Here is a 22,344-nt window from a genome sequence, read left to right as displayed (position 1 = left end):
TGAAGCTGACTGGAACAGCTTGAAGAGAGCCAACAAAAACCTGTTCCCCGTGGAGTAACGTAGGGTGGGTCTTGACCCACCACCACGAAACTTCTGGCTTTCACGGTGGGGCAAGCCCCACCCTACAGCCAAAGCAAATGGCGCAGCCATTCTCCCTAATCTCGCTGCGCGCGCTGTCCCAGTCCCAGAGGATGAGGGGCTTATCCGCCGAATTGCAAACACCCCCTAACCCAACCTACGGCAGTAATGCGGCGAAGCGGCATTTTTGCCGGTAATGTCCGGCGATGATGCGGGTGGTTTCGTGTTTGGGGTTGTCTTCCGGGATGAGGCGCAGGCGGTTTTCAATCAGCGCGGTGATGGTGTCGCTGACGGGCAGGCTGGCGGCGACGCGCTCGTATTCGTCGTGCTGGAAGTAGTGTTTGTTTTTCAGGTAGTGGTTGCAGACGAGCAGGCCGTAGCGTTCGCCCCAGTCTTCGTGGGTGTTGTCGCGCCAGGCGCCGTCGTAGGGGTTGTGGCGCAAGAGGGCGAGCAGGCGTTGTGCGGTGGTTTTGTCGGCAAGCAGGGTTTCGCGGTCGGCGCCGTCAAGGGCGAGGAAGGTTTCGAGGTTGAGGCGGGCAGCGGCGGTGTCGGGGTTTTCGCTCATGACCGCAGGCAATAGCGCCAGGGTAAAGCGACGGTCGCGCAGGGTGTGTACCCAGCCGATGCACAGGTTCAGCGGGGCAATGGGCGGGTGCGCGGCGAGGCGGGCGGCGGCTTCGTCTGCGTCGCAGCCGAAGTATTCTGCCCAGGCGGCGAGCGGCAGGCGGAGGATGATTTGCCGCCGTTGCCAGGCGGCGTCGCTTTCGCCCTTGAGCGGGCTGATTTCTTCAATGCCCGCCGCTTTCAGCTCCGGCGTGTAGGGCGCATCAAGATATTGCCACGGGCTGTCGCCGCCGGTGAGTTTGTGCAGGATTTTTTTGAGGCCGCCGTTTTCCGGCCGCCGCCAGGCGAGGCGTTCGCGCAGCCAGGCGAGGTGTTGCCGCGTCTGGTCGCTCCCCGGCAGGCGCATCAACAGCTCGCGCGCGCTTTCTTTGACACCTTTGCTGCGGTCTTTCAGCGCGGCGGTGAGGAAGGGCTGGTCGGCGTCGCCGAGGTTTGCGCCGAGGATTTCGATGTAGTCCTGGCGGTGGTTGGCAGGCGCGCTGCCCCAGATGGCGGCGAGTTGTTCGCGCGCGGCGTCGGGGTCGTCGCGGCGCAGGCGGGCGAGGTGTGCCTTGCGCGCGGCAAACGGCAGCAGTTGCCAGTCTTCTTCGTGTTCTGCGTAATCCGCGCCGTCTTCGTCTTTGCGCGGGCGGATGCCTGCGGCGGCGAAGAGCCAGCGGCCACGCGCGCCGAGCAGGGTTTCGGGGATGTCGGCGGGGTGGTTCTGGCTGTGGCGGGCGGCTTCCGGCAACAGCGCCGTCGGCAAGGTGAGGCCGCGTTCTTCCAGGCGGGCGACGGCGTAGCGCAGCAGGTGGCGGTGTTTTTGCGCGAACCAGTCGGCGAGGATGGCGGCGGCTTCCGGCGGCAGGGTTTCTTCGGCGGCGGGCGCGGGCGGCACGGCTTGCCAGCCGTCGGCGGATTGTGCGGGTGTTTGCCCGCCGTAGGTGTAAGCGAAGGCGAGGGCGGCGTAGCGGTAGTGGCGGCGTTCGCTGTCGTCGTCGGCAAGCGCTGCCCAAGCGGTTTGCAGGGCGGCGGGGGTGGTGGCGTCGGGACGCCAAGGCTGTTTGCCGGTGCCGAGCAGGGCGGTGTTGATGAGGGTGGTGAGCATGGTGTTGAGTGGGCTGGTTTTAATGGCTGTTTTGCGGTGGGGCAAGCCCCACCCTATAGCGCTAATAGACATTCAGCTTCCCGGCGCTGTCGCTGAAGGAGAGCAGGCGCAGCGCGCGCGTGTCGTATTCGTATAAGAGGAAGGCGCTGAAGGCTTCGCCGCCCGTGGCGACGAGCAGGCGCAGGCGCTGGTTTTCGTCAAGCTCAAGCGGCAATAGTTGTCCGCCGGCGTCGGTGAGCGCGAGTTGTTCGCCACGCCGGGCAAGGCGGACGTTATCAACGCGCAGCGGGTAGCGGTCATGCAGCGGGTTTTCTGCGTAGGTTTGCTGCACGCCGGCAAGCGCTTGGGCAATGCTGCTTGCGCCAGATGGCAACGGCGGCGGCGCGCTCGCGAGTTCCCAGTTTTTCGGCAGGGCGCGCAGGCTGGCGATGCCGGGGTAGTAGCAGAGTTCGCCCGCATAGACGCCACCGTGCAGGATGCTTGGCAGGCTGGCGGGCGCGCCGCGGATGTTGAAATCGAGCTGGTAGGCGTAGCGACCGCTGGCGGCGTCGTAGAGCCAGTAGGTGTAGGCTTCGCCACGGTCGATTTCGCTGACGATGGTGCCGATATGCCACCACAGGCCGCTGATGCCCGGCTCCGCCAACACTGTCTCTTTGGCGACGGGAAAGCCGAGGCGACCGAGGGTTTCGGCTTGCACTTCCGGCGGCAACTCTACCAGGCGGGCGAAGTTTTCCGCGAGCAGGTTCAGGCGGCTCAAGCGGTAAAAGAGGCGCTCGCCTGCATCCGCGGGCAGTTCGGCGATGTTTTGCAGTTCGCCGGCAACGCCGCTTAGTTGCGCGTCAATCATCCGCTTTGCCATGTCGCGGCAGCGTTCGCGCAAGTTGCCACGCAGGGCAACGAGGCCGCTGCGCAGGATGTCATCCAGCCAAAGGCGCAGGTCGGCCAAGCCGTCGCCGGCTTTTTTCTGCCGTGCGGCGAGGCGTTTTTGTTGCGCTGCCGGGTCAGCGGGCGCCGCCGGTTTGTCCGCTTTAGCGGCTTTCGCCGCTTTCGCTTCTTTTTTCTCGCTGCGCTTTTCCAGCCAACTCGCCAACCAGTCGGGCGCTTCGGTGGTGCTGAAGCGGTCGGCGTGGCGCGCGTAGAGCAGCATCAGCGCGAGGGCGTGTTTACAGGGAATTTTGCGGCTGGGACAAGAGCATTTGTAGGCAGGCTCACTCATATCGACCGCGGTTTGGTAGGGGTTTTTGCCGCTGCCCTGGCAATGTCCCCACAGGGCGCGATCGTTGTGGTGCAGGAGCGGCCATTTGTCGGGGCGGACGAGGCTGCTGGCGGCTTTGTTGGAGGCATCGTCGGGGGCGAGGCGGGCGATTTGTTCGGGGGTAAGCGGCGTCATGGCGGCAATGGGCGGGGGTGTGCGGTGATTTTATAGGGTTTTCGGTGGCTACGGGGTGAGGGGCGGTTTTCCGTCCTCGGTTTTGTGATGGTGTGGAGGCGGAGCGACACGCGCGGGCGGGTTTTCAGGAAAAGAGTTTGCGCACTTCGTCGAGGTCGAAGGTCTTTTTTTCGTCGTCCACGCTGATGATGCTCTCCGCGATGTGGCGTTTTTTGTCTTGCAGCGCGAGGATTTTTTCTTCGATGCTGTTTTTGCAGATGAGGCGGTACGCCATGACGTGTTTGTTCTGGCCGATGCGGTGGCTGCGGTCTATCGCCTGGTTTTCCACCGCCGGGTTCCACCACGGGTCCACGATGAAGACGTAGTCGGCTTCGGTCAGGTTCAGTCCGGTGCCGCCCGCCTTGGTGCTGATGAGGAAGACGCGCACGGCGTCGTTTTGCTGGAAGTTTTCGACTTTGCTTTTGCGGTCGCGGGTTTGGCCGTCAAGGTATTCGCAGGGGATGTTTTCGGCTTCCAGCCGCGCCTGGATGAGGCCGAGCATTTTGGTGAAGCTGGAGAAGACGAGGATTTTGTGCGCGCCGGTTTTTTCTTTGATGTTTTCCAGGAGCAGGTCGAGTTTGATGGAGTCGTCGCCGTAGTCTTCGCGGTCGGCGAGCAGCGCCGGGCTGTTGCAGATTTGTCGCAGTTTGAGCAGGCCTTCGAGGATGTGCAGTTGGCTTTTTTCGATGCCGTCGGCGGCGATTTTGTTGAGCAGTTGTTCGCGGTAGCGGTTTTTGGTCGCCTCGTACAGTTTGCGTTGCGCCGCGCCCATGTCGCAGTAGAGTACGCTTTCGGTTTTCGGCGGCAGTTCGGTCGCCACTTGTTCTTTGCTGCGGCGCAGGATGAAGGGGTGGATGAGTTTGGCGAGCAGCGCCGCGCTGTCGTGGTCTTTGTGTTTGTCAATGGCGTTGGCGAAGGTGTTTTTGTAGTGGGTGGTGTTGCCGAGCAGGCCGGGGTTCAAAAAGTTCATTTGCGCGTAGAGGTCGAAGGTGTTGTTCTCTATCGGCGTGCCGGAGAGGCAGAGGCGGTTGTCGGCCTTGATGAGGCGCACCGCTTTGTAGCGCTGCGATTGGGGGTTTTTGATGTTTTGGCTTTCGTCGAGGATGGCGTAGTGGAAGGGGATGTGTTGCAGGGTTTCGATGTCGCGCACCAGGGTGCCGTAGGTGGTGAGGATGATGTCGTATGCGGCGAGGTGGGCGGCGTCGGTATTGCGCTCGCTCCCGGTCAGGGCATAGAGGCGCAGGTCGGGGGTGAATTTTTCAACTTCTGCCTGCCAGTTGTAGATGAGTGAGGTCGGCGCGACGATGAGGCTGGGTTTGTTGTTTTCGCCCCGGTCTTTGAGGTGCTGGAGGAAGGCCAGGGTTTGCAGGGTTTTGCCGAGGCCCATGTCGTCGGCAAGGCAGCCGCCGAGGCGGTTTTCATGGAGGAAGGCGAGCCAGTTGAGGCCGTGCTGCTGGTAAGGGCGCAGGGTGGCGCGCAGGGCAGGGGAGGGCGCGACCGGCGGTTGTTCGGCGAGGTGTTGCAGGCGGTGATGGCGCGCTTGCAGTTCGAGCAGGTAGTCGGGTTTTTCTTCGAGGTTTTGTAGCAGGTCGTCAATGATGCCGAGCTGGTAGGGCGAGAAGCGGATGTGGTCTTTTTTGACGTCGCCGGTTTTCAGCCAGGGGGTGATTTTGTCCAGCCAGGCTTGCGGCAGGATGCCGATGGTGCCGTCGCCGAGGGTGATGTAGTTTTGTTTTTTGAGGACGGCTTTTTGCAGCTCTTTCAGGCTGACGTGCTGGTCGCCGAAGCGGATGGTCAGTTCGAGGTCAAACCAGTCGATGCCGCTGCTGGTGCGGCTGCTGATGGTTGGGCGGTTGAGGTTGTATTGCCAGTTTTTGAGGTTTTTCAGGCCGAGCAGTTCGATGTCGGCGTCATGCAGGGTGTCGGCGGCGTTGAGCAGCCAGTCGTTTTTGATGAGTTCGGCGGCCGCGAGTTGGTAGGGGGCGCCGTGGGCAAAGGCGGGGTGCAGATCGCGCAGGGTGTCGAGCAGCCGGGTTTCGAGGGCGGTGTCGCGCGGTAGTTGGTGGTAGTCGCCGTCGGCGGTGGTTTGCAGGCGCAGTTCCTGGCTTGCCGGGTCGATGAGGCGTTCCGGGTATTCAACCTGCGGGCGGAAGGTGATGATGCCGTCGGCTTCGTCGAGGTAGAGCTGGGCGCGCGGCGCGGGGGCGTCGGCAGCGGCGGGCGCGGGTTTGATGAGTTTGCTTTTGATGCGGTGGCGCTGGCTGAGCGGGGCGAGGGTTTGGCGGCGGAAGGTGTCGGCGTCGCGCGTGGCGAGTTTGCTCTGCGGGTGGGTATGGAACCAGGTGATGTCGTTCGCGGTTTGCGGGTCGGCGGTGGGGTAGAGGGTGTTCTGGTAGTCGATGAAGAGCGGGTTGATGCGCAGTTGTTTGTTGGTCAGCGCGTAGTCGCGGTCGCCGAGGCGCAGTCGCGCTTTGAGCTGGTAGAGGTTGTCGTCGCGGCCGAGGTCAAGCTCAAGGCCGACGCGGTCGGTGGTGTTGAGGGTGACGGGGGTGAGGTGGCCGCGCACGTAGGTTTCTTCGATGTTGTGTGCGTAAACGGGGCAGGTGATGTGGCGGCAGAGGTCGGCAAATTCGCGCACGGCGGCAACGAGGGCTTCTGCGTTTTTGGATGCACTGCGGAGGTTTTTGGCGATGCGGCCGGTGGTGTAGTAGAGGGCGAGGACTTCGCTGCCGTGCCGGCCATCGAGGATGCGGCTGTCGAGGTCGTAGGCGTCCAGTGTTTTGATGCGGGTGGCGAGTTCGGTGCGGGTTTTGTCGTATTTGCCTTCGAGTACGGAAAATCCGGTGAACCGCCCGCCCTGGTATTCGAGGCACAGCGCGTGGCCGTAGTCATGCACCGCGTGCGGCAGGTCATCGGGCAGGAGGATTTGTTCAAAGATGTCGCGCGGCACGAGTTGCGGGTCGCGCGGGGCCACGCGCAGTCCCTGGTCGGTGATGTCCACCGCGATCAGTTTGCGGTCGTCGGGGTTGTCCGGGTCAAGGCCGTATTCGTGCATGGTTGCGTCGATGTGGCGCTGCGGGTAGTCATCGGCGAAGTAGTCGCGACCAAAGGCGCCGATGAGGCGTTCCAGCGCGGACAGTACGTGATGGCAATAGTCGCCCCATTCCTGGATGCGGCAGTTGCAACTGAGGCTCAGGGTGTTGTCGGTGCGGCGGTATTCGAGTTTTTGTTCGCAGCGGACGCCCCAGTCGTCGAAGCGGGTGATGATGCTGTCGCGGCTGCGTTTGTTGATGCTGACTTCGTTGCCATTGGCGTAGCGGGTATGGGCGCCGCGCCGCTCCAGGTCATGCGCGATGGCGGTGGCGTTGATGGTGCGGTCGGGATTTAAGGTGTAGCGCAGCGGTGCCAGCGTTTTGGCGGATTTCGCTGTTTTGCTGGCTTTGGCGGGTTTTGTCGCTGTGGCGGGCGGTGGCGCGGGGGTGTCCTGCTCGCGCAGGTAGCGGGCGAAGGCGCGCAGGGCGGCGACGCTGTGTTTGCAGATGCCTTCGTGGTCGTAGGGGCAACTGCATTCGGTTTTGAGGGTTTTGCTGTAGTGGATGGCGACGGTGTAGCTGGTGCGCTTGCCGACGCAGCGGTAGATGGCGCCGTAGGGGGAAACGGCGTCCAGTCTGGCCTGGTATTCGTCGGCGCGGGCGATGCTGGCCGGGATGGCGTGGCTGCGGATGTATTGTTCGATGGTGTCGGGGGTGGGGAGCATGGCGGGTCAGTAGTCGCAGGGGTATTCGTTTTTGAGGGATTCGGCTTTGGCGAGTACGGCTTCGCGCATTTCGCTCTGGTAGGCGGCGAGGCGGTCGCGCAGGGTGTCGTCGCCCGAGCCGAGGATACGCAGCGCGAGCAGGGCGGCGTTTTTCGCACCATCCAGCGCCACGGTGGCGACGGGGACGCCGGCGGGCATTTGCAGGATGGAGAGGACGCTGTCCCAGCCGTCGATGGAGTTGCTGGAGTGGATGGGGACGCCGATGACCGGCAGCGGCGTGACGGCGGCAATCATTCCCGGCAGGTGGGCGGCGCCGCCAGCACCGGCGATGATGACGCGCAGGCCGCGTGCGGCGGCGGTTTTGCCGTAGTCCAAGAGGCGTTCCGGGGTGCGGTGGGCGGAGACGATGGTGACTTCGTGCGGGACGTGGAATTGGGCGCAGGTTTGCGCGGCGTCGCGCATGATGCGCAGGTCGCTGTCGCTGCCCATGATGATGCCGATTTTGTGCATGGTGTTGTGTTGGGTTGGTTAGAGGTTGGCGTTTACATACGCTTGAGCGCTCAAGGTGTATGTAAATGGTGGGGATTGTCTGATTCGGTAGCGGGGGTTGCGGACGGTTACGGCTTCGCCTGACCTCCCCTCTGTGTTAAAAAAATAACCGCCATACTCAGTGCAAGACCCAATGGCATAAAAATGTAGTCTGTCCATGTAAACGGCTCGCCAAAATAGAAAAATACGGCGGGCATGGAAAAGAACAGGTAGCAAAAGTTAAAGGTAAATTGTTGTTGTACTGTCCATTTGGGCGGCAAACTGTTGATTGCCCAAAAGCCTGCCATCAAGGCAGCGGCAACATAGCTGCGTGGCGTTATTGGGTCGCCGCGTAGTACATAGCTCAACATAACCCCACCAAACAGAATCAGCGTGCCCAATAGCCATTTGGTGATTTTCCAGAGTTTGTTCATGGTGCGTCCTTTTTTACTTGATGGCGTTTTCAGGCTGCCTCTATACGCATCGCCCCAGGGGGTGAGAGCAGCAAACGTGAAAAATGGGTTTTTGATTCATCAACATTATGGATTACCCCCACCCCGTCCCTCCCCCGCTGCGGACGCTGGCGCGTCCTGCAGGGGAGGGGGTATTCTTGGGCTATTTCTGTTTTATTCCACTATAAATGGTTTGGGTTGTGCAGTCGCTAGGCGCTGTTTGCAATTCATTTTGGATGCGGTCGCTACGCGGTTTTTTACACCCCCTCCCTGACCCTCCCCCGCTTCGCAGGGGAGGGGGATTCAAATTGCAAACACGCTCTAGCGCGGGTGGTTTGCTGCCCCCACAGGGGGAGGGGCAGAACGGTGGGGGAATTTTTTAGCGGCTCACCACCCGCACCGCTTTGCGGATTTGGTCGATTTTGGCTTTCAGCGCCGGTTCGTGGTCGGCAAGGACGGTGATGTGTCCCATTTTGCGACCGGGGCGGGTTTCGGCCTTGCCGTACCAGTGGATGTAGGTTTCGTCCAGCACCAGTACCGCGTCAAGGCCTTCGAGCAGTGCAGGGCCGCTGTGGCCGTAGGCGCCGATGAGGTTGATCATCGCCGCCGGGCGGTATTGTTGTACCGAGGCGAGCGGCATTCCGGCGAGCAGGCGCCACATTTGTTCGTACTGGGAGTTGGCGCAGGCTTCGATGGTGAGATGGCCGCTGTTGTGCACGCGCGGCGCGGTTTCGTTAATCCACAGCTCGCCGTCTTTGGTGACGAACATTTCCACCGCATAGAGGCCGGGCGCGTCGAAGGCCTGTACCAGCCGCTGTGCCAGTTGTTGTGCCTGTTCGCGCACTTTGGCGCTGAGGAAGGACGGCATTTGTACGTAATCGACGAGGTTCAATACGTTGTCAAAGACCATTTCGGCGACGGGGTAGGCGACGGTGTTGCCCGCGCCGTCGGCGGCAACGATGACCGCGATTTCGTGCGCAATCGGGCAGAGCGCTTCGATCACTGACGGCGTGTCCCACAGTTTGTGCAGGTCTTCTTCGCTGACGATGACTTGTACGCCTTTGCCGTCGTAGCCGCCGGTGCGGGTTTTTTGCACGAAGGGCAGCGGGATGCGTTCGGGGTCAATGTCGGCGCGGGTCTCTGCCAGATAGAATGGCGCGGTCGGCAGGTTGTGGTCGGCATAGAATTGTTTTTGCAGGCCTTTGTCCTGGATCAGGCGCAAGACGCGCGGCGCGGGGATGACGCGCTTGCCCGCTTCTTCCAGCGCTTCCAGCGCCTCCACCGAGACGTGTTCGATTTCGATGCCAACCGCGTCGGCGTCTTTGGCGAAATCGAGCACGGTTTGTTTGTCGCGGAAGTCGCCCTGTTTGAACAGCCCGGTGAGCGCGGCGCAGGGCGCGCGCGGGTCGGGGTCAAGCACGGCGACCGGCATCGGGTAGTCCGTCGCTTCTTGCAGGAACATTTTGCCGAGTTGGCCGCCGCCCAGTATTGCCAGTTTCATGTCGTACACTCCTTAGTCTCTTAATTGTGTGGCGTTTGCCACGTCCCAAAGGCGGCTCGGTCGCGCTTCGCCGCCGGTTTCTCCCGCAATCACCGGCACGGCGGGGAAGTAGTGTTGTACTTCTGCCGCGGTGCGCGCCGGTGGCGCTCCGCTGGGGTTGGCAGAGGTGGAAATCAGCGGGACGCCCGCCCATGTGCATAGCTGGCGCACCAGCGGATGGGTGGAGACGCGGATGGCGATGCGGCCGGTTGCGACGTCGCGCAGCCAGGCGGGTATGGCATCCGTGGCGGGGAGGATGAAGGTGGTGGTGCGCGCTGCCGCAAGCGTGTGCAGCCGGGCGATAAGGGCATCGTCCAAATCCGCGACCCAGTCCGCGCACTGCGCCCAGTCGGCGGCAACGAGCAACATTCCCTGCCCCGGCACACGCGCGCCCTTCAGCCGCAAAATTTCGGCGAACACCTCCGGCGCACGCGGGTCGCCGCCCAGGCCGTAAACCGCTTCCGTCGGATATGCAAAAACCTGCCGCGATTGCAGCAGGTTCAAAAAAGTATCTTTTTCCGGCGGGATGATCATCTAGTACGACCAGCCGACCGGGCAGTTGCGCAACTGCGCCTGATAGAGTGCGGCGCGGTCGGCGACCTTGTCGCTAATCGTCATCAGCCACGGCTTTTCCAGAAAACTGCGGTTTTCAAAGCCGCCCAGCCCTTCATGATAGGCAAGGTACTGGTTTTTCACGTCATTCAAATCAACGCCGTTGCGGATGACATTCTGGTTGGCGTACCAGCCGATAAAATCCACCGCGTCATCAAAGCGTTCGCGCGACACATTCTGCCGCCCGCGTTTCAACTGGTACCACTCCCACGTCGGCGCTTTCACCTGCGCGTAGCCATAGGCCTGCGAGGTACTCATTGCCGTCGGATTAAAGCGCGATTCCTGATGCATGAAGGCGAGAATCTGCCACGGCTCAATGTGCCAGCGCAGGCGCGTCGCATCCAGCGCCTCCGCCCAGTGTGGCCGCTGCGACAACAACACGCAGGCATTTTCCATCGACGACACCGGCGGCTGTGGCTCATTCTGATAACGCGGGTCGCGCGGCGCCAAATTGTCCCAGGGATCCTGACCCATATCGGCGCTGGCCGGATAATGACGGTGCTTTTTATGCCCCGAATAAGAAGACGAACAGGCCACCAAAACCAGGCATGCCAAAACGCAAAAACTCCCGTGCAAACGCATAGCTGCTCCGCTATCTGCTAAAATGCGGCATTCTACACCGCGCCCCGCAAAGCCCCAAACCACAGCGAACAAGGACCCCCATGAACCAGACCCCGGAAGCCGCCAACTTCATCAAAAACATCATCGAAGAAGACCTGAAAAACGGCAAAAACGGCGGCAACGTCATCACCCGCTTCCCGCCCGAACCGAACGGCTACCTCCACCTCGGCCATGTCAAATCCATCTGCCTCAACTTCGACATGGCTAACCGGTTCGGCGGCTACTGCAACCTGCGCTTCGACGACACCAACCCCGAAAAAGAAAACGAAGAATACATGGCGAGCATCAAGCGCGACGTGCACTGGCTCGGCTTTGACTGGAAACACCTCAACCACGCCAGCGACTACTTCCCGCAACTGCTCGACTACGCCTGGCAACTGATTGACAAAGGGCTTGCCTACGTCGATAGCCAAAGCGCGGAAGACATCCGCGAAAATCGTGGCACCCTGACCGAACCCGGCAAAAACAGCCCCTACCGCGAACGCAGCATCGCCGAAAACCGCGCGCTCTTCCAGGAAATGGTGGACGGCAAACACCCCGACGGCAGCCACGTCCTGCGCGCCAAAATCGACATGGCCTCGCCCAACATCAACCTGCGCGACCCGGTCATCTACCGCATCCGCCACGCCGCGCACTTCCACGCCGGCGACTCGTGGAAAGTCTATCCCATGTACGACTACACCCACTGCCTGTCGGATATGCTGGAAAACATCACCCACTCGCTCTGCACCCTCGAATTTGAAGACCACCGCCCGCTCTACGACTGGGTGCTGAACGTGCTGGACACCCCCTGCCACCCGCAACAAATCGAATTTGCCCGCCTCTCGCTCGAATACACCGTCCTCTCCAAACGCCGCCTGATACAGCTCGTCAACGAAAAACACGTCAACGGCTGGGACGACCCGCGGATGCCGACCATCGCCGGCATGCGCCGCCGTGGCATCCCGGCGGGCGCGCTGCGCGAATTTTGCCGCAAAATCGGCATCAGCAAAGCCGACGGCACCATCGCCATCGAATACTTCGAAAGCACCATCCGCGACTACCTCAATGAACACGCCGCGCGCCGCATGACCGTCGTCCGCCCGCTCAAAGTCACCATCACCAGCCTGCCGGACGATTACGAAGAACACTACGACCTCGCCAACCACCCGCAGGATGACAGCCAGGGCAGCCGCCGCGTACCCTTCAGCAACACCCTTTACATCGAGCACGACGACATCAGCGAAGACCCGCCGAAAAAATGGAAACGCCTCGCCCCCGGCCAGGCGGTGCGTCTGCGCGGCAGCTACGTCATCACCTGCGACGAAGTAATAAAAGATCCAGCCGGTAACATCACCGAGCTGCGTTGCCACCACGACCCGGACACCCTCGGCAAAAACCCCGAAGGCTACAAGGCAAACGGCGTCATCCACTGGGTCAGCGCCAAACACGCGCTGGATTGCGAAATCCGCAACTACGACCGCCTCTTCAACCAGCCCAACCCGATGGAAGCGGACAACTTCTTGGACACCCTGAACCCCGAATCGCTCACCATCATCCACGGCGCGAAAACCGAACCCGCCGCCGCGGCAGCCCCCGGCACCGTGTACCAGTTCGAGCGCCTCGGCTACTACGCGGTTGACCCCGACAGCACGGCGGACAAACCCGTCTTCAACCGCACCGTCGAACTGCGCGACGGCTTCAAATAAGCGGCAACATGGACGAAAAAATACCGGCATGAAGCCGGTATTTTTATATCTGCGGGTGATGCCGCAGCCGGAGATATACCCGTATTCAGGCGATGCGTTGCAGGATGGCTTCGCCTTTGGCCTGGTGGATGACGCTCATGGCGACATGGCCGGCGATGAGGACGAAAAAGGCAAAGGCGAGCGGGCCGTGGACATTGCCGAAGCTGGCCAGCATCTGCCGCGCCATGCCGGAGGCGGGGACGGCGAACATCATTGCGTACAGCGCGAGGTGTCCCGCCCTGACCGCAAAACCGTTCGTCGGACGGCGGCGGTAATGGGCGAGCGCCCAAAGAAAGCGGACGAGTGCCAGCAGCATCAGCAGTACGCCGACGGCTTTGTGCGGCTTGATGAGGACGCGCAGACTGTCGTCGAAGTGCCAGGCGAGGGCGCTGGCGAACATAAAGAGATAGCAGGCGGCCATGCCCCAGTGCAGGGTGCGGGAAACGGTGCCATAGCGGCGGGCGGTATCAGGTTGCATGAAATTTCCTTTGAGCGGGTGGATTTTGAATAGCGTGCTATTTAGGATGCAATGAAGTATAGCTGGCTAACTATTTAGATAGCAAGCGATGCTTATGCTAAAATCCGCAACCTTATTATTTACAAGGAAATTTGGAGGAAATCATGCCATTACCACGCGAAGAATCCGCCGGGTATCTCGTCAATCATGCCGCACGACAGTTCGCGGTATTGCTGGCCGAACGGCTGAAACCGCTCGGTCTCGCCCCGGCACAGAATGCGGTACTGCTGGTGCTATGGCAGGAAGACGGCCTGAGCCAGCGCGAGCTGGTCGATGCACTCAATATCCGCCAGGCGACCGCCGCCAAAACGCTGGAGCGGATGGAGCGCGACGGCCTGATTGCGCGCGAGCCGCACCCGAACGATGCGCGCATCAAACTGATTCGCCTGACGGACAAGGCGCGGGCGCTGGAAGAAGAAGTGACGGGCATCGCCCGCAGCGTCAACCAGGAGGCACTGGCGACGCTGAGCGAGCACGAGCGCGGGCTGTTTCTGGAAATGCTGAAGAAAATCATCGAACAACAGCGCACACTGACGGGCGGCGCGGCGCTGGAAGAAGAATAGGCGCGGATGGAAATCCGTAGAAACAAGCCGTAGGGGCGGTTAGCGCAGCGTAACCGCCCGTCAAACGAAACGGCTCTCTTACTGCGCGAGCAATACTTGTCGCTGCGCGAGAAGTGACGGGCATCGCCCGCAGCGTCAACTAGGAGGCACTGGCGACGCTGAGCAAACACGAACGCGGGCTGTTTCTGGAAATGCTGAAGAAAATCATCGAACAGCAGCGCACACTGACGGGCAGCGCGGCGCTGGAAGAGGAATAAAAAGGGCGGGGAAATCCCGCCCTTGTCATCAAGATTGCACACTCGCTGCGACCAGTCGCAGCACCAGCGGTCGCACCGCCAGCAGGCTGACAAAAGCGACCGGCCAGGTAATCAGGTAGGCCTTCAGCAGCCGCGCCGGATAGCCCGCATCCAACCCGGTATTAAGCGCGACCAACACGCCGCTGACAATCAGTACCATGATGGCCGAGGCATAAAGCGAGAAAAGTACGCCCGCGTATCGCTGTGGCAGTTTACGCATCACGCCTCCACTGCCGTTGGTGAGGCGGCGCAGATGAGGGCGGTTGTTGTCTGTTGGTTCATGCTTGCTCCGGTGGATTAAGAGAGCGCGCAGTCTATGCCGTACGCGGCGCGGTGAATACGGGAAAAATTGGCGAACGTCGCCACTTTATGCACGATGCGACGTGCGCACCCCGCGCAGCGCGCAGCCCAGCGCGATGAGCGCCAGCGCGGCCAACAGAAAAAACGCATACTGACTGCCCGTGAGCGTGCCACGGGCGAGGTCGTCCGGCACGCGCGCCTGTGCGGCGGCGACGATGCTCGCCGCGACCGAAGTACCGACCGCGCCTGCCAGTTGTTGCAGCGTGTTCAGCACCGCGTTGCCGTCAGCGGACAACTGCGGCGGCAGGTGGCGCAGACCGTGCGTCATCGCATTGCCGACCGCCAGCCCCTGCCCGCAGGCGTAGAGCGTATAAAACAGCATGAACAGCGGTGTGGTCAGCACGCGGCCACAGATGGCGAACAGCAAGAGCGCGACAATAACCAGCACGCTGCCGCCCAGCACCGGGCGCGCCGCGCCGAAGCGGTCGAGCAGCCGCCCGGCAAACGGTGCCATCAGCGCGCCGAGCAGACAACCGGGCAGGAGCAGCAGCCCGGCGGTGCGCGCCGATTCACCACCCGCGAGCTGCGAGTAGTTCGGAATCAAAAAGCCGAGCGCGAGCACGCAGAACTGAATCAGCAGCACAAACAGCAGGCAATAAACGAAAGTGCGCTCACGGAACACCGACAGGCGCAACAGCGGCCAATCGCTGCGCGCCGAACGGCGAGCGAACCCGGCCAGCGCCAGGCTACTTGCGGCAAACAGCAGCCACAGGGCGGCACCGCCGTGCGTCATCCGCTCCGTGGCGAGAATAAAGGCGCAGAACCCCGCCGCCAGCAGCGCATAATCCAGCGGCGAAAAACGCGCTTCTTTCGTCAGCGGCTCGCTTTGCCGCACCGCCGCCACGCCGAGGGCGAGCGAAAGCAGCAGCACCGACACCAGCACCCAGAAAATCACGCGCCAGCCATAAGCATCGACAATCACCCCGCCCAGCACCGGCCCGACCGCAGGCGCCATCGCGGTAATGAGCGAGCCAATCCCCATCAGCAGGCCGAGTTTGCTCGGCGGTGCCTGTGTCAAAATGATGTTGAACATCAACGGCAAGGCAATCCCGGTCGCCGCCCCCTGCAACAAGCGCCCGCCGAGCAGCAGCGCGAAATGCGGTGCCAACGCGCAAAGCAGCGTCGCCGCGAGAAAAAGCAGATTGGCGCAGAGAAACAGCGCCTTCAGCGGAAAACGCCGCTTGAGGAACGACGACAGCGGCACCACCAGCGCCAGCGCGAGCAAATAGCCGGTGGTGAGCCATTGCACCGCAGCGGTGTCGATGGCAAAGGCGCGCATCAGCGTGGGAAAGGTGACATTCATCGCTGTCTCGCTGACCACCCCGGCAAACGACATCAGGCCGGTGGCGACAATCGCGGCGACGAGCTGCGGGCGGATTTTTTCGGATGGCATGGAATCTTCCTTTGGTATTTGGCAAATGCAGCATTTTAGCGCGGCGGCGGTTGCGCATTTACATACACCTTGAGCGCGTAGGAGTGGTTAGAGCGAAGCCCGTAACCGCCCGCCAAACAAAACGGGCGGTTATGCTGCGCTAACCGCCCCTACGGAATCCATTTACATACGCATCGAGCGCTCAGGTGTATGTAAAAGTCCCCGCTGTCCGTAATACGGGAGCAAATGCCGAAACCTGTGCCGATCTGCCCCCTCCCCTGCAGGGCGAAGCCCGCAACGGGGGAGGGTCAGGGAGGGGGGGTGAAAAATCGCGTAGCGACCGCATCCAAAATGAATTGCAAACAGCGCCTAGCAACTTACGCGCCCTCCCAGCGCAGCGCTTCAATCAGCGCCTGCAATCCCGCCGGTTTGTGGCGGTTTTTCGGAAAATACAAATACGCGCCGGGATAAATCATGCGGTAATCGCGCAGAATCTCCACCAGCCGTCCTGCGGCAATATCTTCGGCCACCATCAGCAATGGCAGCCAGGCAATGCCGAGACCATCCCGCGCCGCCATTCTCACCAACACATTGCTGTTAAAAACCGGCGAATAATGAATATCCGCCTTCCGCTCCGCGCCATCCTGCCAAAAATACCATTCCAGCAAATGCTCATGGACATTGAGCGCAAGGCCGATACAAGTATGCCCTGCCAAATTCTGCGGCGATTGCGGCGTGCCCTTTTCCGCCAAATAATTTGGTGCGGCAACCGTCACCATTTCAAAATCCGGGGCAATACGGATGGCGACCATATCCTGTGCCACATCGGCACCCATGCGCACCCCCAGGTCAAAACGTTCGGCGACAATATCGACAAAGCCGTTATTCAAATAAAGCTCTACCTGCAATTCAGGATGCTGCGGCAAAAAATCGCGCAATTTCGGATAAACAATATTGAGGGCGACATTCTCCGAAGCATTCATCCGCACCTTGCCCACCGTCGCCTCGCGGAAACGCCCCATCTCGAATACTTCCGTCTGAATGGCATCGAACAGGGGCGCAATGCGCTCGCATAATTGCTGCCCGGCATCCGTCGTGGAAACGTTACGGGTGGTGCGGTTCAGCAACTTGAGTCCCAGCCGGGCTTCCAGCGCATTCATCGCATGACTTAGTGCCGAAGGCGACACCCCCAACTGCCGCGCCGCGCGGGTAAAACTGCCGGACTGCGCGATGATGCGGAACGCATATAAATCATTGAAATGCCTGCTCATCATGATCTCATTACTAAAGTTTGCTCAAAACTGTATGCAATTATCCCACATAATACGCCACGCCTGCGGTGGCTATAATGCGCCCGCCCACACAACGGAGCAGCGATGAACCGCAAAATCCTTTTCTTGACCGCCGCAATGGCACTTACCTTTGGAGAATACAGCATGGCCAATAATTACCGGGACAATCCCTTTACCCTGACTTATGCCGGGGCAATCACGCAAAACGAATCCGGCAAGGTGAACATTCACCCGGTGCGATACACGCAAAAACAAACCGGCATAGAAATCGCGGCGAATGTTTATACGCCTGCCGGTTACGACCCGGCGAAAAAATATCCGGCCATTGTCGTCGCCCATCCCAATGGCGGCGTCAAAGAGCAGGTCGCCGGATTGTACGCACAACAACTGGCGGAAAAAGGCTATATCACCATTGCCTTCGATGCCGCCTATCAAGGCGCCAGCGGTGGCGAACCGCGTTATACCGACAAGCCGCAAAACCGCATTGAGGACATTCGCGCTGCCGCCGATTACATCAGCCAATATCCGGGCGCGGACGGCGAACATTTGGGATTGCTCGGCATTTGCGGCGGCGGTGGTTATTCCATTAAGGCCGCGCAAACCGACAAGCGCTTCAAATCCGTTGCCACCCTCAGTATGTTCAATACCGGCGATGCCCGCCGCAACGGCTATATGCGCAGCCAAAAAGATACCATCCGGCAACGCCTCGCCGCTGCCGCCGCCGCACGCGAAAAAGAAATACAAACCGGCGAAATCCAATACACCCCGGAATTTGGCGCGGGCATGACTCCGGAACAGGTCGCCGCCATTACCGTGGACTTGTACCGCCAGGGCTATGAATACTATGCCGACAGCCATTTCCATCCCAATTCCAAAACCAATAGCACCGTCAGTAGCCTGCTGGACTTGATGGAATTTGACGTCAATACCAACGTCGATTTGATTGACCAGCCGCTGTTGATGATTGCCGGAGAAAAAGCCGATTCGCTGTATATGACCGAAGAAGTCTTTGCCAATGCGACTGGCACGGACAAAAAGGAATTGTTCAAAATTCCCGGCGCGACCCATATTGAAACTTACTGGAAACCGGAATATGTCAAACAGGCAGTAGATAAATTGACTGCTTTCTTTGGCAAGAACCTGTAAGGAGCCATCATGAAGAAAAAATTTACCATAACTGCAGCCATTTCCCTGTTTTCACTTGCCTCGCATCTGACTATTGCCGAACCTTTAATGATTGAATCCCAGGGCAGCTTTGCCGCTGGCGGTACGGTAATTACCAGCGCAGGGCAATACAATCCGCGCCCCGATGCCGTCAAAAACAAAACATCCAACAGCTTTATGGATGTATTCCAGGCCTCCGTCAAGGCGGGCGGACAAACGCTGCATGGCGATCACGCCACCGTCTTTTACCAAATCCCGGTGAATGCAAAAAAACTGCCGCTGGTATTCCTGCACGGGGCGGGACAATCCATGCGTACCTGGCAAACCACACCGGACGGGCGCACCGGATTTAACGAAATTTTCTTGCGCAAGGGTTATCCCGTTTATCTGATTGACCAGCCCCGGCGCGGACAATCCGGGCGCAGTACCGTGGATGGCACCATTACCGCTACCCCGGATGACCAATTCTGGTTTGCCCAATTCCGCCTCGGCATTTGGCCGAAATTCTTTGACGGGGTCGCCTTCCCGCAAGACGAAGCGTCGCTCAATCAATTCTTCCGCCAGATGGCGCCGAATACGGGCGCATTTGACGCGGATATTATTGCCGACAGCCTCAAGGCATTATTTGAGCGCGTGGGCGACGGCATTCTCGTTACCCATTCACAGGGTGGTATCGTCGGCTGGATGACGGCTATTAAAAGCCCGGCGCATATCAAGGCAATTGTCGCCTATGAGCCGGGCAATTTTCCTTTCCCGGAAGGCGAAGTACCGCCAGTCATTGAAAGTGCCTTTGGTAACATTTCGCCGGAAAAAGTCAGCGCGGCCGATTTCGTCAGGTTGACCCAAATGCCGATTATTATCTATTTCGGCGATAACATCAGCGACAAACCGTCTGATATTCAGGGCGAAGATCAATGGCGCATCCGCCTCGCGCTGGCACGACAATGGGCGGATACCGTCAATAAACATGGCGGTGATGTGACCGTCATTCATTTGCCGAAAGTGGGCATCAAGGGAAATACCCATTTCCCGATGCAGGATTTGAACAATGCGGAAGTCGCTGAACACCTCGCCCAATGGCTGCAGGCAAAAGGATTGGACAAATGATTAAGCCGCTACTTTTATCGCTGGGAATCATTGCCGCCATGCCGCAAGTTTTTGTCAAAGACTTGATTGTCTATTTGAGCCGCAGCCACAATACCGAAGCAGTTGCGAAAATGATTGCGGCGGAAACCGGCGGCGACTTGGTCGCCATTGAACTGGAAAAACCGTATCCCGACAATTATCGCGCTACCGTTGAGCAAGTACAGCGTGAAAATGAAAGCGGCTATTTGCCACCGCTGAAAACACATATTGCCAATTTGGCGCAATATGAGCGAATTTTTGTCGGTTTTCCGACCTGGGGAATGCAATTGCCGCCACCGGTTAAAAGTTTTCTCGCCGCCCATGATTTAAGCGGCAAGAAAATTATGCCGTTCAATACTCATGCCGGCTATGGACTGGGCAACAGTCTCGCCGATATGCAGCGCTATTGCCGCGATTGCCAAATCGGCGACACGCTTTCGCTTGAGGGCGGCAAAGAACGTGACGGTATTTTGTTCGTCATACAAGGCGACAAGGCAAAAGAAGCGTTGGAGCAGGTACAGCAATGGCTGGCGAGCGCGCCATAAATCATGGTCGCTAATGGCTATTTTGGCGAGGCGCGAGGTTTTGACTGGCGCGGTGGTGTTTTTGGTAAAACTTATGCAGTCCGGGCAATGTTTTTGGCAAGGTCATTGCTAGTGGTTAAGTGTCTTTCCTTAAACACGAAACGAGATATGGCTTGTATTATTTTGATTTTGAAGAGTCGTAGCGGTGTGACGCTCGACCTGTTCTTCATCGACACGGCTGCCGCGCCGCTTTATGTTGAGGCGGTGGGCGGCGCGTATTATCAGTTCAGCGATGAGGCGACCGGCTTTGCGCCGCCGCGTTTGCAGACGGTGCGTGAGGGCGATGCGCTGCGCGTGTCGTTTGACGATGGCCCCGCGCTGGTCATCGGGCATTATTTCAGCCGCGGCGCGGGGGCGCTGATTGGTTTGCAGGAAGGCGGCGGGATGCGGCGTTATGCCGATGCGCCGTCTGCGATGCCGCCGCCGGGGCGAGGGTGCAAGATGCGCCCGTCGTGCTGATGTCGGCAGGCGACGCCATACGGCAACGCGCTGTCGCGTTCATGAAAAACGCCGCGGAATGCGGCGTTTTTTTTTTGCATGAGCGTTGGTTTAGCTCGGTTTTTGCGCCAGCATGGTGACGAATTTGAGGCGAATCGGGTTGCCGCTCGTGTCGGTGGCGTGCATATTGCCCGGCGCCTCGTCGTAGGTCATGAATTTCCAGCCCGCGTAGTAGTTGCGCAGTTCGTTTTCGCGGAAGGTGAAGGAGAACGGCATCTGGCAGGGGTAGTCGGCGGTGTTCATCGCCGAGACGATGAGGTTGTAGCCACCGGGGCGGGTGTGCGCCTGGATGTCGGCGAGGATGGCGGGAACGCGCTCCGGGTCGAGGAACATGAAGACGACGGTGGCGACGATGTAGTCGTAATCTTCCGCAAGGGCGGCGCGGTTGATGTCGTAGGTTTCCGCGCGCACGGCGAGGTTTTCCTGCGCGGCAAGGCGGGCGACGTTCTCCGCCGCGCCGGGGTTGTAGTCGCTGGCGGTGACGTCATGCCCGGTGAGGGCAAGATAGAGCGCGTTGCGCCCCTGACCGCAACCGAGGTCAAGCGCCTTGCCCGGCGGCACGGTGTCGCTTGCGGCGACGACGGCGGAATGGGTGCGGGTCATGCCGTATTTTTTGGCGAAGTAGTCGGCGGGTTCGCAGTGAAATTCGAGCTGCATTTGTGTGTCGTCATCGAGCAGCTCCACGCGGTGCCATTGTTGCGGGTAAATCGTCCACACATCGCTTTCCGGGGTGAGGATGTGTGCGGCGATGGTCGCGCCGTCTTCCGTCAGTTCGTGGAATTTGAGGCGACCGGCGAGCACGCGCAGTTTGCCCCAGGTACCGGCCTGGGTGTTGTGCTGGTGGGTGACGGCGGACGGGATGGTGTCTTTCGTCCACACGGGCATGGTTTTGTAGCAGAGGAGTTGGCTCATGGCGGGTTCCGGTTGGGGGATGAATGGGGCTGTGAAAAACCGCCGGGGTGCGGCGGTTTTTGCGGGAGCGGGCGTTACAGCGTCGCCATGTCGATGACGAAGCGGTATTTGACGTCGCTTTTCAGCATCCGCTCGTAGGCGGTGTTGATGTCTGCCATTTTTATCATTTCCACGTCGGCGGTGATGTTGTGCGCGCCGCAGAAGTCGAGCAGCTCCTGCGTCTCCGCGATGCCGCCGATGAGGGAACCGGCGACGGCGCGGCGGTTCAGCACCAGCGGCACGGTGGCGAGCGTTTCGGCGGTCGCGCCAATCAGGCCGACGAAGACCAGCGTGCCGTCCAGTTTCAGCGTCGCTAGGTAGGGGTTGATGTCGTGCGTGTAGGGCACGGTGTCGATGATGAGGTCGAACTGGTTGGCGGCGGCAGCCATCTGCGCGGCGTCGGTGGAGTTGATGATGTGGCTGGCGCCGAGGCGGCGCGCGTCTTCCGCCTTGTGCGGCGAACGGGTAAAGAGCGACACTTCCGCGCCGAGGGCGTGCGCCAGTTTCAGCGCCATATGGCCGAGGCCACCGAGGCCGACCACGGCGACGCGGCTGCCCGCGCCAATGTTCCAGTGGCGCAGCGGCGACCAGGTGGTGATACCGGCGCAGAGCAGCGGCGGCACGGCTTTAATATCAAGGTTTTCCGGCACTTTCAGCACGAAGGCATCGCTGACGGTGATGCTTTGCGCGTAGCCGCCGTAGGTCGGCTGGCCGTCGTGGCGGTCGCGGCTGTTGTAGGTGAAGGTTGCGCCGTTTTCGCAATATTGCTCCAGGTGATGCTGGCAGGGCGCGCATTCGCGGCAGCTATCGACCATGCAGCCGACGGCAACGAGGTCGCCGGGGCGGTATTTGCTGACGGCGCTGCCGACGCTTTTGACGCGACCAACGATTTCGTGGCCGGGGACGACCGGGTAGAGGGTGCCGCCCCAGTCGTTGCGCGCGGTGTGCAGGTCGCTGTGGCAGACGCCGGTGTAGAGGATGTCGATGACGACGTCATCGGCGCGCGGCGCACGGTATTCAAAGGTAAACGGCTCCAGCGGGCTGGTGGGGGAGGCGGCGGCGTAAGCGCGGACGGTTTGGCTCATGGATGGCTCCTTTGGGTTGATGGGAGCGGGCATCATACCGCAGGCAACGGGGCATGACGGTACAACGAAACAACGAAAAAAG

The 22,344-nt window shown here is 60.4% G+C and carries 20 protein-coding genes; 6 read left to right on the top strand and 14 right to left on the bottom strand.

Features of this window, described 5'->3' with window-relative positions; all coding sequences use genetic code 11:
• Nucleotides 1-235: 235 nt before the first annotated feature.
• From ACO54Z_RS05655 to ACO54Z_RS05620, 8 genes are all read right to left on the bottom strand, one after another.
• Nucleotides 236-1,861, bottom strand: coding sequence for a DUF5691 domain-containing protein (locus tag ACO54Z_RS05655; RefSeq protein ID WP_485996141.1), 1,626 nt, complete (start codon nucleotides 1,859-1,861; stop codon nucleotides 236-238).
• Entirely contained in the window at nucleotides 1,851-3,179 is a 1,329-nt protein-coding gene (locus ACO54Z_RS05650; protein ID WP_485996140.1) for an SWIM zinc finger family protein, read from the bottom strand. The genes ACO54Z_RS05655 and ACO54Z_RS05650 overlap by 11 nt, the downstream gene beginning before the upstream one ends.
• Nucleotides 3,180-3,303: 124 nt before the next feature.
• Nucleotides 3,304-6,975: a DEAD/DEAH box helicase gene (locus ACO54Z_RS05645; RefSeq protein ID WP_485996139.1), complete on the bottom strand. Its 3,672-nt coding sequence runs from the start codon at nucleotides 6,973-6,975 to the stop codon at nucleotides 3,304-3,306.
• A 6-nt stretch (nucleotides 6,976-6,981) separates the two neighbouring features.
• Nucleotides 6,982-7,485 carry a 5-(carboxyamino)imidazole ribonucleotide mutase gene (purE, locus tag ACO54Z_RS05640; RefSeq protein WP_485996138.1) on the bottom strand — a complete coding sequence of 168 codons (504 nt, stop codon included), beginning with the start codon at nucleotides 7,483-7,485 and terminating at the stop codon, nucleotides 6,982-6,984.
• Between the two features lie 107 nt (nucleotides 7,486-7,592).
• Nucleotides 7,593-7,937, bottom strand: a complete 345-nt coding sequence (locus ACO54Z_RS05635) for a hypothetical protein (protein ID WP_485996137.1) — start codon at nucleotides 7,935-7,937, stop codon at nucleotides 7,593-7,595.
• Nucleotides 7,938-8,334: 397 nt separating this feature from the next.
• Nucleotides 8,335-9,456, bottom strand: a complete 1,122-nt coding sequence (locus ACO54Z_RS05630; RefSeq protein WP_485996136.1) for a 5-(carboxyamino)imidazole ribonucleotide synthase — start codon at nucleotides 9,454-9,456, stop codon at nucleotides 8,335-8,337.
• A 12-nt stretch (nucleotides 9,457-9,468) separates the two neighbouring features.
• The gene (locus ACO54Z_RS05625; RefSeq protein WP_485996135.1) at nucleotides 9,469-10,029 is read right to left on the bottom strand and encodes an L-threonylcarbamoyladenylate synthase; all 561 of its coding nucleotides are present in this window, start codon (nucleotides 10,027-10,029) and stop codon (nucleotides 9,469-9,471) included.
• Nucleotides 10,030-10,689 (bottom strand): transglycosylase SLT domain-containing protein, encoded by a 660-nt coding sequence (locus ACO54Z_RS05620; protein ID WP_485996134.1) that lies wholly within the window; start codon nucleotides 10,687-10,689, stop codon nucleotides 10,030-10,032.
• Nucleotides 10,690-10,769: 80 nt separating this feature from the next.
• Here ACO54Z_RS05620 and ACO54Z_RS05615 point away from each other — a divergent pair, with 80 nt between their 5' ends.
• Nucleotides 10,770-12,416, top strand: coding sequence for a glutamine--tRNA ligase/YqeY domain fusion protein (locus tag ACO54Z_RS05615; protein WP_485996133.1), 1,647 nt, complete (start codon nucleotides 10,770-10,772; stop codon nucleotides 12,414-12,416).
• 85 nt (nucleotides 12,417-12,501) lie between these two features.
• Here ACO54Z_RS05615 and ACO54Z_RS05610 read toward each other — a convergent pair whose 3' ends face one another.
• A complete protein-coding gene (locus ACO54Z_RS05610; protein ID WP_485996132.1) occupies nucleotides 12,502-12,933 on the bottom strand; it encodes a cytochrome b in 432 nt (143 codons plus the stop codon).
• A gap of 143 nt (nucleotides 12,934-13,076) precedes the next feature.
• Here ACO54Z_RS05610 and ACO54Z_RS05605 point away from each other — a divergent pair, with 143 nt between their 5' ends.
• Nucleotides 13,077-13,535 carry a MarR family winged helix-turn-helix transcriptional regulator gene (locus ACO54Z_RS05605; protein ID WP_298081470.1) on the top strand — a complete coding sequence of 153 codons (459 nt, stop codon included), beginning with the start codon at nucleotides 13,077-13,079 and terminating at the stop codon, nucleotides 13,533-13,535.
• 285 nt (nucleotides 13,536-13,820) lie between these two features.
• On the opposite strand, the gene ACO54Z_RS05600 is transcribed toward ACO54Z_RS05605, so the two are convergent.
• The 3 genes from ACO54Z_RS05600 to ACO54Z_RS05590 all read right to left on the bottom strand — a co-directional run bounded on the left by ACO54Z_RS05600 (nucleotide 13,821) and on the right by ACO54Z_RS05590 (nucleotide 16,834).
• Nucleotides 13,821-14,051: a DUF2798 domain-containing protein gene (locus ACO54Z_RS05600; protein WP_298079092.1), complete on the bottom strand. Its 231-nt coding sequence runs from the start codon at nucleotides 14,049-14,051 to the stop codon at nucleotides 13,821-13,823.
• A gap of 147 nt (nucleotides 14,052-14,198) precedes the next feature.
• Nucleotides 14,199-15,584, bottom strand: a complete 1,386-nt coding sequence (locus ACO54Z_RS05595) for a DHA2 family efflux MFS transporter permease subunit (RefSeq protein WP_485996131.1) — start codon at nucleotides 15,582-15,584, stop codon at nucleotides 14,199-14,201.
• A 356-nt stretch (nucleotides 15,585-15,940) separates the two neighbouring features.
• On the bottom strand, nucleotides 15,941-16,834 hold the full coding sequence (locus ACO54Z_RS05590) for a LysR family transcriptional regulator (protein WP_485996130.1): 894 nt from the start codon (nucleotides 16,832-16,834) through the stop codon (nucleotides 15,941-15,943).
• Between the two features lie 105 nt (nucleotides 16,835-16,939).
• Between ACO54Z_RS05590 and ACO54Z_RS05585 the strand changes: the two genes are divergently transcribed.
• The 4 genes from ACO54Z_RS05585 (at nucleotide 16,940) to ACO54Z_RS05570 (ending at nucleotide 20,187) form a co-directional block, all read left to right on the top strand.
• On the top strand, nucleotides 16,940-18,001 hold the full coding sequence (locus ACO54Z_RS05585) for an alpha/beta hydrolase (protein WP_485996129.1): 1,062 nt from the start codon (nucleotides 16,940-16,942) through the stop codon (nucleotides 17,999-18,001).
• 9 nt (nucleotides 18,002-18,010) lie between these two features.
• Complete coding sequence (locus ACO54Z_RS05580) at nucleotides 18,011-19,126, top strand: alpha/beta hydrolase (RefSeq protein ID WP_485996128.1); 1,116 nt, start codon at nucleotides 18,011-18,013, stop codon at nucleotides 19,124-19,126.
• Nucleotides 19,123-19,689, top strand: coding sequence for a flavodoxin (locus ACO54Z_RS05575; RefSeq protein WP_485996127.1), 567 nt, complete (start codon nucleotides 19,123-19,125; stop codon nucleotides 19,687-19,689). The genes ACO54Z_RS05580 and ACO54Z_RS05575 overlap by 4 nt, the downstream gene beginning before the upstream one ends.
• Before the next feature lie 147 nt (nucleotides 19,690-19,836).
• Nucleotides 19,837-20,187 carry a hypothetical protein gene (locus tag ACO54Z_RS05570; protein WP_298080426.1) on the top strand — a complete coding sequence of 117 codons (351 nt, stop codon included), beginning with the start codon at nucleotides 19,837-19,839 and terminating at the stop codon, nucleotides 20,185-20,187.
• Nucleotides 20,188-20,277: 90 nt separating this feature from the next.
• On the opposite strand, the gene tehB is transcribed toward ACO54Z_RS05570, so the two are convergent.
• Nucleotides 20,278-21,138, bottom strand: a complete 861-nt coding sequence (tehB, locus tag ACO54Z_RS05565; RefSeq protein WP_485996126.1) for an SAM-dependent methyltransferase TehB — start codon at nucleotides 21,136-21,138, stop codon at nucleotides 20,278-20,280.
• 74 nt (nucleotides 21,139-21,212) lie between these two features.
• Nucleotides 21,213-22,262: an NAD(P)-dependent alcohol dehydrogenase gene (locus tag ACO54Z_RS05560; RefSeq protein ID WP_485996125.1), complete on the bottom strand. Its 1,050-nt coding sequence runs from the start codon at nucleotides 22,260-22,262 to the stop codon at nucleotides 21,213-21,215.
• Nucleotides 22,263-22,344: the final 82 nt, after the last annotated feature.

This window comes from Cardiobacterium sp. (assembly GCF_057314735.1).
This window is presented reverse-complemented; position numbering and strand designations above follow the sequence as displayed.

Excerpts from the sequence above, each read along its gene's own strand:
- ACO54Z_RS05655 (WP_485996141.1), bottom strand. The coding sequence starts at position 1,861 with ATGTCTATTAGCGCTATAGGGTGGGGCTTGCCCCACCGCAAAACAGCC.
- ACO54Z_RS05650 (WP_485996140.1), bottom strand. The coding sequence starts at position 3,179 with ATGACGCCGCTTACCCCCGAACAAATCGCCCGCCTCGCCCCCGACGAT.
- ACO54Z_RS05645 (WP_485996139.1), bottom strand. The coding sequence starts at position 6,975 with ATGCTCCCCACCCCCGACACCATCGAACAATACATCCGCAGCCACGCC.
- purE (WP_485996138.1), bottom strand. The coding sequence starts at position 7,485 with ATGCACAAAATCGGCATCATCATGGGCAGCGACAGCGACCTGCGCATC.
- ACO54Z_RS05635 (WP_485996137.1), bottom strand. The coding sequence starts at position 7,937 with ATGAACAAACTCTGGAAAATCACCAAATGGCTATTGGGCACGCTGATT.
- ACO54Z_RS05630 (WP_485996136.1), bottom strand. The coding sequence starts at position 9,456 with ATGAAACTGGCAATACTGGGCGGCGGCCAACTCGGCAAAATGTTCCTG.
- ACO54Z_RS05625 (WP_485996135.1), bottom strand. The coding sequence starts at position 10,029 with ATGATCATCCCGCCGGAAAAAGATACTTTTTTGAACCTGCTGCAATCG.
- ACO54Z_RS05620 (WP_485996134.1), bottom strand. The coding sequence starts at position 10,689 with ATGCGTTTGCACGGGAGTTTTTGCGTTTTGGCATGCCTGGTTTTGGTG.
- ACO54Z_RS05615 (WP_485996133.1), top strand. The coding sequence starts at position 10,770 with ATGAACCAGACCCCGGAAGCCGCCAACTTCATCAAAAACATCATCGAA.
- ACO54Z_RS05610 (WP_485996132.1), bottom strand. The coding sequence starts at position 12,933 with ATGCAACCTGATACCGCCCGCCGCTATGGCACCGTTTCCCGCACCCTG.
- ACO54Z_RS05605 (WP_298081470.1), top strand. The coding sequence starts at position 13,077 with ATGCCATTACCACGCGAAGAATCCGCCGGGTATCTCGTCAATCATGCC.
- ACO54Z_RS05600 (WP_298079092.1), bottom strand. The coding sequence starts at position 14,051 with ATGCGTAAACTGCCACAGCGATACGCGGGCGTACTTTTCTCGCTTTAT.
- ACO54Z_RS05595 (WP_485996131.1), bottom strand. The coding sequence starts at position 15,584 with ATGCCATCCGAAAAAATCCGCCCGCAGCTCGTCGCCGCGATTGTCGCC.
- ACO54Z_RS05590 (WP_485996130.1), bottom strand. The coding sequence starts at position 16,834 with ATGAGCAGGCATTTCAATGATTTATATGCGTTCCGCATCATCGCGCAG.
- ACO54Z_RS05585 (WP_485996129.1), top strand. The coding sequence starts at position 16,940 with ATGAACCGCAAAATCCTTTTCTTGACCGCCGCAATGGCACTTACCTTT.
- ACO54Z_RS05580 (WP_485996128.1), top strand. The coding sequence starts at position 18,011 with ATGAAGAAAAAATTTACCATAACTGCAGCCATTTCCCTGTTTTCACTT.
- ACO54Z_RS05575 (WP_485996127.1), top strand. The coding sequence starts at position 19,123 with ATGATTAAGCCGCTACTTTTATCGCTGGGAATCATTGCCGCCATGCCG.
- ACO54Z_RS05570 (WP_298080426.1), top strand. The coding sequence starts at position 19,837 with ATGGCTTGTATTATTTTGATTTTGAAGAGTCGTAGCGGTGTGACGCTC.
- tehB (WP_485996126.1), bottom strand. The coding sequence starts at position 21,138 with ATGAGCCAACTCCTCTGCTACAAAACCATGCCCGTGTGGACGAAAGAC.
- ACO54Z_RS05560 (WP_485996125.1), bottom strand. The coding sequence starts at position 22,262 with ATGAGCCAAACCGTCCGCGCTTACGCCGCCGCCTCCCCCACCAGCCCG.